At 58.4% G+C, this 14419-nt stretch carries 13 protein-coding genes; 4 read left to right on the top strand and 9 right to left on the bottom strand.

The features are described 5' to 3' along the window. Nucleotides 1-74: 74 nt before the first annotated feature. Nucleotides 75-422, bottom strand: a complete 348-nt coding sequence (locus GXX95_11685) for a hypothetical protein (protein NLT38794.1) — start codon at nt 420-422, stop codon at nt 75-77. A gap of 267 nt (nt 423-689) precedes the next feature. Between GXX95_11685 and GXX95_11680 the strand changes: the two genes are divergently transcribed. Then, a complete protein-coding gene (locus GXX95_11680; protein ID NLT38793.1) occupies nt 690-1223 on the top strand; it encodes a hypothetical protein in 534 nt (177 codons plus the stop codon). A gap of 87 nt (nt 1224-1310) precedes the next feature. Here the strand turns inward: GXX95_11680 and GXX95_11675 are convergent, their stop codons facing one another. Next, complete coding sequence (locus GXX95_11675) at nt 1311-1655, bottom strand: hypothetical protein (GenBank protein ID NLT38792.1); 345 nt, start codon at nt 1653-1655, stop codon at nt 1311-1313. A gap of 381 nt (nt 1656-2036) precedes the next feature. Between GXX95_11675 and GXX95_11670 the strand changes: the two genes are divergently transcribed. Continuing rightward, nucleotides 2037-3518 carry a hypothetical protein gene (locus GXX95_11670; GenBank protein ID NLT38791.1) on the top strand — a complete coding sequence of 494 codons (1482 nt, stop codon included), beginning with the start codon at nt 2037-2039 and terminating at the stop codon, nt 3516-3518. 49 nt (nt 3519-3567) lie between these two features. Here the strand turns inward: GXX95_11670 and GXX95_11665 are convergent, their stop codons facing one another. Then, complete coding sequence (locus GXX95_11665; protein NLT38790.1) at nt 3568-4479, bottom strand: Fic family protein; 912 nt, start codon at nt 4477-4479, stop codon at nt 3568-3570. Nucleotides 4480-4714: 235 nt separating this feature from the next. After that, nucleotides 4715-5275, bottom strand: a complete 561-nt coding sequence (locus GXX95_11660) for a hypothetical protein (protein ID NLT38789.1) — start codon at nt 5273-5275, stop codon at nt 4715-4717. A gap of 725 nt (nt 5276-6000) precedes the next feature. On the opposite strand from GXX95_11660, the gene otsB reads away from it, so the two are divergent. Further along, nucleotides 6001-6819: a trehalose-phosphatase gene (otsB, locus tag GXX95_11655; GenBank protein NLT38788.1), complete on the top strand. Its 819-nt coding sequence runs from the start codon at nt 6001-6003 to the stop codon at nt 6817-6819. Between the two features lie 138 nt (nt 6820-6957). Here the strand turns inward: otsB and GXX95_11650 are convergent, their stop codons facing one another. Together GXX95_11650 and GXX95_11645 are read right to left on the bottom strand one after the other, a co-directional pair. Beyond that, nucleotides 6958-8736, bottom strand: coding sequence for a fibronectin type III domain-containing protein (locus tag GXX95_11650; GenBank protein ID NLT38787.1), 1779 nt, complete (start codon nt 8734-8736; stop codon nt 6958-6960). Between the two features lie 141 nt (nt 8737-8877). Continuing rightward, nucleotides 8878-9375 (bottom strand): gamma carbonic anhydrase family protein, encoded by a 498-nt coding sequence (locus GXX95_11645; protein NLT38786.1) that lies wholly within the window; start codon nt 9373-9375, stop codon nt 8878-8880. Here GXX95_11645 and GXX95_11640 point away from each other — a divergent pair. Next, complete coding sequence (locus tag GXX95_11640; GenBank protein ID NLT38785.1) at nt 9362-9607, top strand: hypothetical protein; 246 nt, start codon at nt 9362-9364, stop codon at nt 9605-9607. The genes GXX95_11645 and GXX95_11640 overlap by 14 nt on opposite strands. Before the next feature lie 149 nt (nt 9608-9756). On the opposite strand, the gene GXX95_11635 is transcribed toward GXX95_11640, so the two are convergent. From GXX95_11635 to GXX95_11625, 3 genes are all read right to left on the bottom strand, one after another. Next, nucleotides 9757-10272, bottom strand: a complete 516-nt coding sequence (locus tag GXX95_11635) for a flavodoxin (GenBank protein NLT38784.1) — start codon at nt 10270-10272, stop codon at nt 9757-9759. Between the two features lie 244 nt (nt 10273-10516). Continuing rightward, complete coding sequence (locus GXX95_11630; GenBank protein ID NLT38783.1) at nt 10517-12328, bottom strand: ABC transporter ATP-binding protein; 1812 nt, start codon at nt 12326-12328, stop codon at nt 10517-10519. Then, a complete protein-coding gene (locus GXX95_11625) occupies nt 12325-14130 on the bottom strand; it encodes an ABC transporter ATP-binding protein (protein NLT38782.1) in 1806 nt (601 codons plus the stop codon). The genes GXX95_11630 and GXX95_11625 overlap by 4 nt, the downstream gene beginning before the upstream one ends. Nucleotides 14131-14419: the final 289 nt, after the last annotated feature.

Genomic DNA, 14419 nt, shown 5'->3' with positions numbered 1-14419 from the left:
TGGAGCTCATAGATACACTTTTGAAAGGAATTGACGTGATGATGCTTGAGCATGCAGTCCTATCTTGACATCCATCACTGAGCACAAGGACCTATGCTGGATATCTCCTCATCCACCAGCTCCATGATCATCGGCCGCATCACGCTGTACTTCCAGTTGAAGTCCCACTCGATACGGACCTTGCCGGGCGCATCCTTGAGGAACGACGCTGTCACATGGCAGTAGTGGTCCTTCCAGCTTCTGGCATACCCTGGGAACAGGAAGATGGTGGAGTACCATGGGTTCCCGCGCTCCATCTCCAGTCGCGTAGGACTTTCGTCCCTGACCAGTCGATATTCCTGACCGGCAAGACATCGTAGGGCGGATTCATACACTCTTTTTACGTCACCATCGACGATTAGGGAGGCAGCATGCTTGCTCATAGGGGTTTGACCAAAAGCATCAAGACCACACGGGTCTTAAATATATTATGTTGAAAAAATAATATTCTTATAATGAGCTTTTCATGGACCATCGCCTGGATCATCAATGATCTGGCTACGCTTCGATCGATCGCTATTTGATGGTCTTTTCCTAGATGGCGCTCATTATGATGCCTCAACGAAACTGACCACCACTGTCCGGTCCTGGTTATCATGAGCACCATGCCTGGTAGAATAGGTTAATAGAAAGAGGGCATACGGCTACTCGTGGAGTTACCGCAGACGCTCACATCGATCATCGATGGCATGATGAGCTTTCTTGCCCAGACGGCGGCGGACCCCATCGCTTACAGCATCGTTCTCTTCTTCTACGCCATCATGGCCGCGGTGATATTGCCCATACCAGTGGAGGTCGGACTTCTGCTGAGCCCACACACGCCAGTGATCATGCTGGCAGCCATCCTGGGTCTCGGCAAGATGGTCGGTAGCGTCCTGGTGTTCTACCTGGGTCTGGGCATCGGAGACAAGGTCGAGGGCTGGTCCGCGAAATGGCCGGGGTTCGGATGGCTTGTGGCCAAGTCCGAATGGTTGGTGAAGAAGCTGAACTACCTCGGCCTGTACCTCATCCTCTCCGTCCCCCTGATGACCGATACCGTCCCCCTATACATCTTCTCGATATTGAACAAGAACGGAGTGTTCACCATGCAGATGTTCGCGTTCGCCAACCTGTGCGCTGGGATAACCAGGGCATCCATATTGCTCATTCTGCTATCGTTATTCGGAGTGGACCTCATCAACTGATAGCGCAGGTGATGAGAGGGCTCGAGACTTCTCCTAATCATAATTTATCAGCCCATGGGCCATTATGCAGAGTGGTGCCATTTTCAATCATTTCGACCGCAACCCGATCTTGACCGTCACGGTGATCTTGGGATGTCCACAATCGAGGATGACCCGATGATCTCCACCCTCGCGGACCTCGATCTTTTTTGACCACCTCTTGACAGGGCCGGTAGAGCCATCGACATTCACTTTAACGGGTCCGGTCCTGACCAGCCGGGCCGTGACCTCGTGATCGGCGATCACTTCCACCTTGAGCACGTCCCCCTTGGAGAGCTTATAAACCCTGGACTCCCACAGCGGGCCTGTCGGCTGCTTGCCGACGGTGCGGTTCAGCACTCGCTCCATCTTCTGGAACCCCTCGTCGTCCGTGGCCCTGACCCGCGCGACCACCTCCCTCCCGGCACTTCTTCTTAAATAAAAGGATGCCAGGAGGCATAATGTCATAACGAGGCCGCCGATCACCCAAGACCAGATTCCTAGGTCCAGCAGATAATATGAGATAACGATCGAGACTATCGAAATCCCCAGTGCAGTTAGGCTGATCACGATGGCCTTGCTGCGATCATCCGTCAACTCAGCTCACAGAACCAACATGCCATCTGCATCCTATTAATGATCAGCCCCGATGGTAGCACCGCAAGCTCTTCCCGTTTTCCCACGGACGATGGGGCGCTCGGTGGGGAAGAGGGATTCTAGCCTTTTCATATTGTTCTGATTATAGTTAATACACAGAGAGGACATCTCCATCCAGTTTGGGATGGGTGGGCACTAATGGCGATCACTAACCGCACGGCAATGGAGGCGTTCTTCGAGGAAGTGAAGAGCATCGGCCTGTTTGGACGCCTGTTTTCCTGGGGCAGGATCCGGAGCCTGAGCTACGAGGCCAGCAACGAGTACGCGCTGCTCAGGAACCAGAGGGATGGCGTGAACCAGCAGCTATACGGCCTCAACCAGCTGCTCGAGTCCGCTAAACGGGAGGCCGAGGCCGGCGGCAGAGAGGTGAGCAGGCTCACGATAGAGCTCACGCAGGCCAGGACGGCGTTGGACGAGGCGAAGGCTCAGCTCAATGAGCGCATCACCAGGATACGCGAGCTGGAGACCTCGGCTGAGGCCAGCATGGAGAAGGTCGCCGAGCTCCGGGTTCAGGTCACTGCCTTGCAACATAACGTCGAGGAGAGGAACGATGACCTAACGGTGAGGGAGAGCAGGCTGGCCGAGGCATTGACGGCCAAGGAGAGCAACTCCAACCGCGTCCGCGAGCTGGAGGCGGAAATCGGCGATCACAAGCGAAGGCACGAGGAGCTGAGCACGACGCTCGCCGAATGCAACAAGCGCATCACCCAGTTCGAGAGCGTCGAAAGTTCCAGGAGCGAGGAGCACGCGGACAAGATGAACGAGCTGGACCATTTCATGGCCGTCCTCAAGGAGGACAAGGCGCGTTTGGATGAGGAGAGGAAGGCCGCCTTCGAGAAGCAGTTCGAGGACATGAAGAGGACCTGGCTTAACCACGAGCGGAGGGTCGAGGAGTCGCTGAGGTCATTATGCAATAAGCATGCAATAGAGTACGTGGGCAAGGAGAAGGTGCCGTTCAAGGGCAAACCTGACAACACCCTCATGATATGCGAGGAGTACGTGATCTTCGACGCCAAGAGCCCCCAGGGTGACGATCTGACCAACTTCCCGGACTATGTGAAGAAGCAATCCGGCGAAGTCCAGAAGTACGTAAAGGAGGCCAGCGTCAAGAAGGACGTATACCTCGTCGTACCGTCCAATACCATACACCTCTTCGACGAGCATACGATGAACCACGGCGACTACAACGTCTTTGTGGTGACAGTCGACTCCCTGGAGCCTATAATCCTCAGCCTGAAGAAGATAGAGGAGTACGAGTTCGCCGACCAGCTGAGCCCGGAGGACCGGGACAGCATCTGCCGCGTCATCGGTAGGTTCAGCCACCTGACGAAGAGGCGCATCCAGGTGGACGCGTTCTTCTGCGAGGAGAGCTTCAGGGCGCTCAAGGAATGTGGCTGCCTGCCGGAGGACATGACGGATAAGATGGAAGAGTACGAGAGGTCGACCAAGGTGAACCCCCCGGTGGAGCAAAAGGCCAAGCTGATCACCGAGAGGTCGCTGCAGAAGGCGGTGGACGGCGTCATGAAGGAAACCTCCTTCCTTGGGTTAGAGACGTCGGAGACGTCAGGGACCATCGAGGCCTTGCCATTGCTGAAGGAAGGGAAGAGGACGGACCGATAGTTCGGGCCGCCGCGATGAGCGAGCTGGCGGAATGAGCTGACCTGCCAGTTCACTTCCTCCTCGAATCCCTTCCCACCTCATCAGAATATAGGACGAGGGCCCGCTTGCTCGATCTCCAACCACCCTTAATCCTTAAGGCCGGAAGCTCACCCTGCTTTGCTCTCAGGGCAAGGTATTTGGCTGAATAAGGGCCCATTTCCTGTAGTTCGATGAGGGACCTCAGTTCGTCTTCAGCAGTGCCTACCTGGGACAGGAGGTCAAGGAGGGAGCTTCCCATGATGACCTTCAGGTAATCGGTCAGCGGTGCCAGAGACCCCTTGTTGCCTTCTTCCAGTGCATCCAGATAGATGTCACGGTCTGGCGGAAGGACATGGACGGGCGGCCAGTTGTGCTTCATGAGGTGAAGGTTCAGCAGTAACCTTCCCACACGCCCGTTGCCATCGCTGAATGGATGGACCGCCTCGAAGCCATGATGCAGCCAGGACCCTAATATCAATGGATCTTCGCCTTCCATGTCCCTTCTATCGTATTCCTCGATCAAAGCGTCCATCCTCTGTACCACCTTCTCCGGCCTTGGTGGAGTGAACGATGCACCCCGGACGTTCACGTTTGTCCGCCTCCACTGGCCCGCATCGTCCATCAGTCCCACGAACACCTCTTCATGGATCTCAAGGATGGTCACCAGATTGATGGCCCTACCTCTTCGCTTCATCAGGTCTCTGAACGCCCTCTCGTGTTGGATCGTTTCCAGAATGTGAGCGATCGGCCTCTCCACACCTTTCATGCCGAGGAGGACGGTCTCCACCTCATCCATGCTCAGTGTGTTTCCTTCGATGGCGTTCGTACCATAGGTGTTGAGCGAGCTCATCCCCTTCCAGATGGCCTCAGGCAGGGAATCCAGCGACCCCCGGTCAAGTAGTTCGCTCCTGAGACTATCAAGTATGGTTTTTTTCATGACCATAGATATGAACATAAATAGTATATAAAATAATATGATTTCATGATGAAAAAATAAAATTATCATATACGTTCGTGACCATTATTATGTGTGGCGATCGTTGCATCCCGGTCAAATGTCCAGGATTCAAATAAAGAGCGTATCTACGATTACCATGAGGCGGCAAATTAGACACTGGATGAACGCTCCGACCTCCAGGTGTCGTTGCCGAACCTGGACGATATTATCTGTCTGATGCTCACCTCCCTCTTCGACTTAACCACCATATCAGGCCGATGGCAGCGGGAATCGCCATAATTGCGATCACCCAGATGAACGCGGTGAGCATCGAGTACACGAGATAGTCGAAGGTCCAGGTACCGAAAGCGACGTTCCAGTTCCCGTCAACATAGACCTTGATGAGGAACGCTATGAACACCAGGAACGATATGGCATTGCCGCCGTCCGACCTGCGGGAGCGGTTGCGGAAGAAGCGGTACTTCGCTCTCTCCTCCAATGGCAGCCTCCTCCACCACAGCCAGCCGACCACCCCGACGACGATCAGAGGGAGGCCGACCAAAAGGACCATCCAGAACAACAGGTTCAGCAGGAATGTCACCAGATGCCCCATGGACCACAGGCCCAGCGTGGTGGGCACCATGCCCGTCAATTGTGCTTGTCCCACGAACCACAGGTACACCAGGATCGACCAGATGAAGGCCACGACGGCCACACCGATCATCACCAGGAACAGCTTCCAGTGGTTTCTGAGAAATATCTTCCACCCCTTGGGATCATTTACCGGTTCTGCCTCGAACATCATACACCTCCTCATGAGAATTCTATATCAGATTCTGTATGATGTTTGTTCTAACCCTGCGCTCAAATAATTATTGTACACGGGTTTACGAATATTAACACATCATTCGTTTTCCTGCTTGTCCGTTAAGGAACTATTCCACGAAATACTGGAGCCCGCTTTATCTTTGGACCATTTTCTCGAACCTTTTTCTAATGGTCCATTCATAGTTGAACATATTTCCAGGGGTGATATGGACCAATAATAGGATAGGTACATGACAGAACAGATGGGTGCTTTACGGCCGCGTCACGCCCCTTTGGCATTCTTGACTTATTGAGTCGAGGGAATCGTTTTACCAGTTAGCTACACCGGTCCCACGCCTTCTCTTGAACGCCAATGGATTAGTTCCACTTATGGAGACTACTTGTAGATCGTCACCCATAGGGCGTCGAGTCTCCGCGGTCCCGTAAAGCAATATTCATCTTGTAACGGCCAGTATATAAAATTTGGCTTTTTACTTTTGATATCGTGAAAGTTAGCATTGTGCGATGGTTCGACCCAAATTTCGGAGGCGTTGATCGTGAAGGACGCAGTTACGAAATCGAACGGTCAGCTACGGTATCTGCCACGCCCAGCCCCCGATCCGACCTCGCTCAAACTGTGCCCTTCATTATTATAAAAATGATTGTGAGCAAAGTATTTAAGTGTCGGGAGAGCCAAAGAAGAGAGAAGGAGTTGACGTTTTGACCATGGAGCTGATGATCGATGGGATGGATAGGTCGGCCCTCGACTGGTGGGACGACATCCTAGAGAGGCTCATGGGCGGCAGCCCCATCGTGTTCCTGGATTATGATGGAACGCTAACGCCCATAGTGGAGGTGCCTTCCAAGGCCGTTCTCTCGGACAGCATGCGTGGAACCCTCCACCGCCTCGCCAACTATTGCCCGGTGGCGCTGATGAGCAGCCGCAGCCTTACGGATGTCAGGAGCAAGGTGGGCCTGGACCACCTAATATACGTGGGGAGCGGCGGCTACGAGGTGCTGGGGCCCTGGGGGCACTACGTGGAGGACCGGGGTGAGCGGTTCAAGCCTCTGCTGGACCAGGCGGAGATGGCGCTGCGGTACCGGATCGGAGACATCCGCGGCGCTCTGGTGGAGCGCAAGCGGTTCGCAGTGGCGGTTCACCACCGGCTGGTGGACCCCCATGACTATCCCCGGCTGAAGACCGTCTTCGAGGACATCGCCAGGAAGTTCCCGGAGCTGGAGAGCATCATGGAGAAGAGGGCCTTTGAGCTCCGGCCCAACATGGACTGGCACAAGGGAAGGGCGGTGAACCTGGTCATCGACATGATAGGCATCAGGAAGGGCGCCGTTCCCATGTACATCGGTGATGACGTCACCGATGAGCACGCGTTCAGGACCATAGGCGAGAAGGGCGTGACCATCCTGGTCACCGAGGTCCAGCGTCAGACGGCTGCAGAGTTCGTGCTATTCGATTTCCAAGAGGTGCAGGAGCTGCTGGAGAGGCTGATCGTGTCGCTCGCCGAAGGACGGTCCGATTGACCCGAGGAGGGTGATGCTGCCGGTTGTCCGAACCCCCCTTGGCATCCCCTCCTGATCAGTTCTTGGCAAGTAATAATGCCGGTCACATTCCGGGGGCTTGATCTACATGCCGGGCTAAAATGGAGAAGGAGGCGATGTTCATCTCGCTCTGCGGCGCCCCAGGACATACCATGCGGTACCGATGGACGCTACCGCAAGGCCCGCTATCAAGACCGCTCCGCCGGTGGACCCCAGGAAAGCGATGATGTCATCTAATGTCGAGGACGGGACCGTCACGCTCACCGTCTCGCTGACCTCGCCCGCACCGCTCTCGTTCTCGGCGTTCACATTGTAGTAGTAGGTCATCCCTGCCTGGAGGTCCCTGTCCTCAGCGGTAGTGCCGTTGACCGTTGCGAGATGCTCCATGGAGGAGGTGGTCCCGCGGTAAACTCTGTAACCTGTGATGTTCTCTCCGTAGGTCGGCGCTGACCATGTCAGCACCACTGTGCCGTCGGAGTACGCTGCGGAAAGGCCGCGAGGTGCTGAGGGGTACGGTGTTCCACCGGCGACCGTGATCAAGATGGCGCTAGTGTTCGGACCCACGCCCTCGTCGTTGATGGCGGCGACCTTGCAGTAGTACTCCCTCCCAGTGAGCAGGCCGGTGCGCAGGTAGCTCGTTACGTTGACGAACACCGAGGAATCAACACCCTCCGCCCCCTCTCGCCAGTACAATAGGTAGCCGGTGATGGGCGACCCCCCATCGGACAGGGGTGCGGACCAGCTCACCTCCGCCTGGTTATTACCAGGAACGGCCGTAAGCTCCTGGGGAGCGGACGGAACGGTGTGGACATCGGGCGTGAAGGAGGCGTACCTGACCACGAGATCGTTGGTCGACGGTGACCCCATCAGGTAGAGGGCGTGAGCTGCGCCCTGGGAGTCCACCACGACGGCTCCCGAGTATACCGACCGTCCCTCGTCCTGTGGTTCAATAACGTGGCTGCTCCACGAGCCGCCTAGGTTCGTCGCGTACATCAGTGAGGAGCGTTGCCCATCCGTGTAAATGATGTGCGCTCTGCCATCGTCATCGCCGGCGATGCGGGGGCTGTCAGCCTTGACCGATGTGGCCACCCTCTGCGCGTTCCAGAACCCCGTGCTCTCGTTAGCGTATAGCAGATCGTAGTTGGCGTTCACCAGGGTGAAGTGGACACGGTCCTGCGCGTCCAATACCATGGAGCCACCCGGTATTAGGGACCGGTCCACCACCGTCTCCAGGCTCCATCCGCTGTCGGTCATGGCAGCATAACGGTGGCTGGACCCGTCCGAGTACAGGATGTACGCTCGGCCGCGGGAGTCGAGGACCATGGCGTGTATGTCCTCGCCGTCGGGATCGAGCGTCACCACGTTCCACTCGCCTCCCGATCGCTCCGCATACCTCAGCCCCGAGCCGATGTAGCCGATGTGAGCCACGCCCTGATCGTCCACCACGATACGCGAGTCCCTGCCCACCTCACCGGAACTGTCCACGATCTCGTAGGACCATGAGCCACCTGCGTTAGTGGCGTAGCGCAGGTCGACGTCGGTGTTGTCGGTGTAGCTGATGTGCGCTCTTCCCTGTCCGTCAACGGCGAGAGAGCAGTCCACACCCGCCCCGTGCGCGCCCTCTAGCGTCAGTGAGGAGAGCGTTCCGCCGGCATCGTTGGCGTAGTGAAGGTCCTCCCCATCGCTGTAGCAGACATGCACATGGTCCTGGGGATCAATGGCCATGGACGTGTACCACCAGGAGGCCCCGTCGGAGAGGCTCTGCACCACTGGTGTCACTGAGAGGGACGCGTCCGCGGTGTCCGCGCTGCCGAGGAGCAGGCCTCCTGCCGACGCGACCATCATAACTGCCAGTACCAACGATAACCACGGCTTCGTTATGGTCCTACCTCCCATCATCGATGCAGTCCCTCCAAGGGAGTCCTGCGTCTATCAACGTCATTAGCGATGATAACATTTAGGCAGCACCAGCTTGCGGTCGGGAAGGTAAACTTCCGTGCTTCGAGGGCGGTTTCGCATGCAGCGTCTCGTATCGCGTCATCACAGCCCGGAGCCATTGTAACGGCGGTACCGTCCCTCGAGATGCTCGTCCCTCAGCGCGTGGTACGCCTTGGCGTTGTGTTCCGCCCGCTCATGCAGTGTGGGATCGTCGGACCTGACCACGCGGCCGGGGATGCCCACCACCAGGGAGCGCGGGGGCACCCTCATGGTGCCGGTGACCACGGCGTTGGCCCCGATGATGCAGTCGTCCCCCACGACCGCTCCCTCCACGATGGTGGAGTTCATGCCGATGATGCAGCTGTCCCCGATGGTAGCGCCGTTTATGATGGCCCCGTGGCCCACGGTGACGTTCTTGCCGATGATCGTGGGGAACCCCGTCTCCACGTGGAGCACGGCGTGCTCCTGAATGTTGCTTCCCTCCCCTACCACCACACGGTCATGGTCCGCCCTTATGACCGCATACGGCCAGATGCTCACCCCTTCACCCAGCTCATAGTTGCCTATCAGAACTGCCGTGGGATCGATGTACCTGCTCATCCTGTCAACCTCCGTGGAGATATGGGACCGGCATCTCATATATGATTTCGCGCGGACCGGCGCTGGGTCACCAGGGTCGTGGGACCCATATGCGAGGGGGAGGAAAAATCTAGCATTACGGACCCCGCTAACATGGGAGGAGAGGATGGTCATGGCAGAGCTGTCAGTAGCTGAGGTCGTTCGCAGACTGGTCCGAGCGGGAGGATCGAGCACCAAGCCGCTGTATGTGTAAGGCGCGGAGGAGATCGAGGAGGGATGGGCGCTGGCCGGCCTGGAGGCGAGCGTTTCGGGGATGATCTCGCTCTCCCTATGATCATTGCCGAGGGTGGGCCTTAAAAATATTTTGGGGTCAGTATGTCTGACCCCTCTCTTTCTAAGCGTTCACTTCTTGGCCATCATGTCCCTGGCAAAGGCCTTGGCCGCGGATATCTCCTCCGCATCAGGATGGCCCAGGGTCATAGGGCGCATCTTTCCAAATGTCTGTACGAGGGGATCTGGGGATTTCAAGCATCCCTGGGCCACTGCCTCGCCGAGCTCGCCGCGGCAGTCGAAGGTACCAAGAACCGTCGAACCGGCTGCGGCGTCGGTCACGCTCTGCCGGAACTTCTTTATCAGCTCCATCACTTGTGGCGGCAACGAGGGGTCGGACCACGACGCATGAGTGTAGAACAGCGCTACCTTCTTCCCCCTGGCCTTGCTCTCCAGGAACTCCTTGGCAGGCTTCGCGATTCCGAACTGGTGTATCGGGAATCCTACGAACGTGAGCTCGTACCCGTCCAGGCCCTGCACCTGGTCCATGGGCTTGATCTCTTTCTCCCCTACAATCGCCTCATAGATGGCCTCGGCCACCTTCCTGGTGTTCCCTGTCTGGGACATATATGTGACTAAGACGGTCATTCCCTTTCCTCCACGCATGAGAGGATAATCTCGATTACAAAAAACCATAGTGGAAGGTCCCGGCACGTCACGAACCATTGCTGATAGCTCTGGAATCCACAAGTGGCAACCCTCTTCGTGCATGGGCACGGGCGCCGTCCATCCAAAGACTTGTTTTATGTGATATGTGAGCGTCCGTTGCACGCTGGAAGAGGAGATGTAGAAGCGCAGGCCAGGGAACAGCTTCACGGTCAGGTCGCTGACGTCATTGGTCGTTGCGCCCCGTCTCCGTGAAGGTCCCAGACTGCAGGCCATAGAACGTGCTGTATGTTCCGCCACGCATCATCAGCTCATGGTGTGAGCCCACCTCTACGACCTTGCCGTCCTTCAACACCACTATGCGGTCGGCGTCGCGTATGGTGGACAAGCGGTGTGCGATGATGAACGTGGTCCTGCCTTTCTTAAGACGTTCCAGAGTGGCCAGCAGGTCCGCTTCTGTCCTGGCATCGAGAGCGGACGTAGGCTCGTCCAGTATCAGCACCGGCGCGTCCCGGAGGAACGCCCTGGCGATGGCGAGGCGCTGCCTCTGTCCGCCGGACAGCGTTATTCCTCTCTCGCCGATGACCGTGTCGTACCCCTGGGGCAACTTACAGATGAACTCGTCCGCCCCTGCGGCCACGGCCGCCTCCAGCACCTCTTCCCTCTGCGCTTCCGGACGTCCGAAGGAGATGTTCTCCGCCACCGTCAGCGGCAGCAGATAAGGGTCCTGCAGCACGCTGGATATGTTCGACCGCAAGCTGGATACCTTTACTTTCCGGAGGTCCGTGCCGTCGAACATGACCCTCCCCCTCCAGGGGTCGAAGAAGCGGGATATGAGGCCTACCAGGGTGCTCTTTCCCGCTCCCGTCGGCCCCACCAGGGCGATGGTCTCCCCCGGCCGGACATCCAGGTCGATGTCATGTAGCACCGGCCTACCTTCCTGGTAGCCGAAGGTTACGCCTTCCAGGGTGATGCGGGCCCCCCGTCCGCTGGCGGGCGGAAGGGAAGCGGCGTCGGGGGCATCCTTGACCTCCTGCTCCACGTCCATGATCTCCAGCACCCTCTTGGCGCCCGCTCCGGCGGTGGCGAAGGATACGGAGACGTTCGCCAGGGTCTCCAGGGGCGCATACAGCGCTTCAAGGTAGGACAGGAAGACCAGCAGGCCTCCCACGGTCAAGCTCCCCTCGATGACGTGGAGGCCTCCCAACACCATGATGATGGCCGTCCCCACCGCAGTAATCGTGCTCAACCCCAGGTTGAACTTTACCCTCGTTATCATGGCGTCGAGGTACGCCCTGTAGGTGGTCGAGGCCAGTTCCCGGAACCGCTGACGCTCCATCTCCTCCCGGCCGTACGCCTGCACCACGGGCATCGCGGTCAACGTCTGCTCCGCCAGGGCTGTCATCTCTCCCTCCAGTTTCCTCTGCTTGTAGGTGCGCTCCCTCATGGGGGTGGAGGTCCTGCGCACCATGACCACTATGAGCGGGGTCAGCAGGAGGGCGAAGAACGTGAGGTATGGATCGAGGCTGAACATCACCACGAACATGAGGGCCAGGGTGATGATGGAGCTGAAGCTCGGTAAAAGAACATTCAGGACAAGGTCCCGGGCGCAGGTGGTGTCCGAGGTCACCCGCTGCACCAGGTCCCCCGCTCGCTGGGAGGTGTGGAAGCGGAGGGAGAGGCGCTGCAGGTGGTCGAACAGGTCCCCGGCTAGGGCGTATATCATGCGCTTGCCGACCCCGGTCTGAGAGTAGTCGCGAGCGACGGAGATGACCTGTGTGGTGATGTAGATCAGGACCGTGGCCCCGGCCATCCATGCCAGGAAGACCTCGGGGGAGCCGGCTCCGGGAAGCTGCTGAAGCCAGAAGAGGCTCTGAGGGAGAGGCTGGCCGGACAGGATGTTGTCAATGATCAACTTCAGGGGCCAGGGCCTGATGATGGTCATGATCGCGTTGAGGAGAATCGCCGCTACGATCACAATGAGGCCGCGGTCGCGGAGGTTCACATGGGACAGCAGGCGAAGCCACCAGCCTTTCATAGAGCACCTCCCTCCGGGTCCTGGAACTGCAATGCATGGAGGCGCGAATACAGCCCACCCTTGACCAGAAGCTCTTGGTGATTCCCTACCTCCACTATCCTGCCCTCTTCCAGGACGACGATGCGGTCCGCCCCCTTCACCGTGGACAGCCTGTGCGCGATGATGAACGTGGTCCTACCTTTCTTGAGTCGCTCCAGAGCCGATAGGAGATCGGACTCCGTTCTGGCATCGAGAGCGGACGTAGGCTCGTCCAGTATCAGCACCGGCGCGTCCCGGAGGAATGCCCTGGCGATGGCGAGGCGCTGCCTCTGTCCGCCGGATAGCGTTATCCCCCTCTCGCCGATGACCGTGTCGTACCCCTGGGGCAGCTGAACTATGAACTCTTCTGCTCCCGCCGCCTTGGCGGCCGCGATCACATTCTCATCACTGGCCGACGGCCTTCCGTAGGCGATGTTCTCCCTTATTGTCAGTGGCAGTAGGTAAGGTTCCTGGAGCACGATGGATGCCTGGGCCCTGAGGTTGTCGATCTTGATTTCCCTCAGGTCGATGCCGTCGAAAAGCACCCTGCCCTCCCAGGGATCGAAGAACCTGGGGACCAGGGATACGAAGGTACTCTTCCCCGCTCCCGTCGGCCCCACCAGGGCGATGGTCTCCCCCGGCCGGACATCCAGGTCAATGTCATGTAGCACCGGCCTCCCCTCCTCATATCCGTAGGTCACATTCTCGAAGGTGATGCGCGGTCCCACGCGGCCCTCGCGCTCGGGGAGGACGATGGCGTCGGGCGCCTCCTTCACCATGTCCGTGGAATCCAGCACGTCCAGGACGCGGTCCATGCTAGCCTCGGTGGACTTGAACTCACCGTAGATCCTCATGAGAGAGCGGAAACCGGTGAACAGGGTGGCGAGATAGGAGGTGAAGACAATGAGACCACCCACCGTGAGCGATCCCCCCAAAACACGCTGGCCTCCGGCGAACAGGACGATGGCGGTGCCTACGGCCACCACCAGACCGATGGCGAAGGCATATCCTCCGCGGATAAGGGCGTTCCGCTGGGAGATATGCACCACTCCGGAGGCCAGGTTCCGGAACTGTCTGTCGTTGTGGTCCTCCAGCCCGAAAGCCTGGACCAGTGGTATCGCGGTCAGGGCCTGATGGACAAAGGAGGTGAGCTGGCTCTCCGCCTGCCGGGTCCGCTTGCTGATGCTTCGGAGGCGGGGGCCGAAGAAGACGGCCAACATTCCCATGAGCAGGGCCACCACGAAGGTTATCATCGTCAGGGAAGGGTCCATGCTCCACGCCACCGTTCCCACCAGCAGGATGGTGAGGGCTTGCTGCCAGGGAGTGGCTATGAGGTCTATCATGGAGTACACACTGTACGAGTCCACGCTCATGCGGCCCAGGGAGTCGCCCACGCTGGAGCTGCTGTGGAATCGCAGCGACAGGTGCTCAAGGCGGTCGAAGAGGTCGGTCTGCAGATCGTACACGGCCTTCTGACCTGTGGATGCCCATATCCAGTTCAGGGAAACCGTGAGGAAGCTGCTAAGGGCGAACACCGCCAGGCTGGCCAGGGCCGCGATGATGACCAGGTCCACAGGACCGCCCTCCATCCCCAGCGTGGACAGGAGGGCGGACAGCCAGTCCGGCATCCTCGCCTCTCCCAGCGCATGATCCACCAGTATCTTCAGCGGCCAAGGCTGGAGGACCGCCGTCAGTGAGATGAGGGCAGATAGGGCCAGTATAGCCGCAAGACGCGGCCATTGATGCAGAGGGTATCGGATCAGCCGACGGTAGCGGTAGAGCATCTTCCTGCCGCCGTCACCCTGGGACGCGGACCTACGGGGGGCGTCAGTGGTGACCCTGATGGAACGACGGTCCCGTCCGTCGGAAGGCCCTGCTGACCAACCGCGCATACCTCCTCCTCTGCCTTCCATATGCCCTCTGGGTGCTCCGATCTCCCATGGCGCCATGATGCGAAAGCGTCCCTCTCGCATCCAGCCCGGGTCCGACAATCGTTCTACGAATCATAATGGTTGCCCCTCCGCCGTAGCTCGGCCAGTGACCTTGATGCATGGCAGATCTGACCGGTGTCGC

The sequence above is a fragment of the Methanomassiliicoccus sp. genome (assembly GCA_012719175.1).
In the GTDB taxonomy this organism is placed as follows: domain Archaea; phylum Thermoplasmatota; class Thermoplasmata; order Methanomassiliicoccales; family Methanomassiliicoccaceae; genus UBA6.
The sequence above is the reverse complement of the archived record's forward strand: the minus strand, read 5'-3'. Positions and strand labels throughout refer to the sequence as shown.

Coding starts and splice junctions, on each gene's coding strand:
- GXX95_11685 (NLT38794.1), bottom strand. CDS start 422: ATGAGCAAGCATGCTGCCTCCCTAATCGTCGATGGTGACGTAAAAAGA.
- GXX95_11640 (NLT38785.1), top strand. CDS start 9,362: ATGTACCTGCTCATCCTGTCAACCTCCGTGGAGATATGGGACCGGCAT.
- GXX95_11660 (NLT38789.1), bottom strand. CDS start 5,275: ATGTTCGAGGCAGAACCGGTAAATGATCCCAAGGGGTGGAAGATATTT.
- GXX95_11645 (NLT38786.1), bottom strand. CDS start 9,375: ATGAGCAGGTACATCGATCCCACGGCAGTTCTGATAGGCAACTATGAG.
- GXX95_11650 (NLT38787.1), bottom strand. CDS start 8,736: ATGATGGGAGGTAGGACCATAACGAAGCCGTGGTTATCGTTGGTACTG.
- GXX95_11635 (NLT38784.1), bottom strand. CDS start 10,272: ATGACCGTCTTAGTCACATATATGTCCCAGACAGGGAACACCAGGAAG.
- GXX95_11625 (NLT38782.1), bottom strand. CDS start 14,130: ATGCTCTACCGCTACCGTCGGCTGATCCGATACCCTCTGCATCAATGG.
- GXX95_11670 (NLT38791.1), top strand. CDS start 2,037: ATGGCGATCACTAACCGCACGGCAATGGAGGCGTTCTTCGAGGAAGTG.
- GXX95_11665 (NLT38790.1), bottom strand. CDS start 4,479: ATGGTCATGAAAAAAACCATACTTGATAGTCTCAGGAGCGAACTACTT.
- GXX95_11630 (NLT38783.1), bottom strand. CDS start 12,328: ATGAAAGGCTGGTGGCTTCGCCTGCTGTCCCATGTGAACCTCCGCGAC.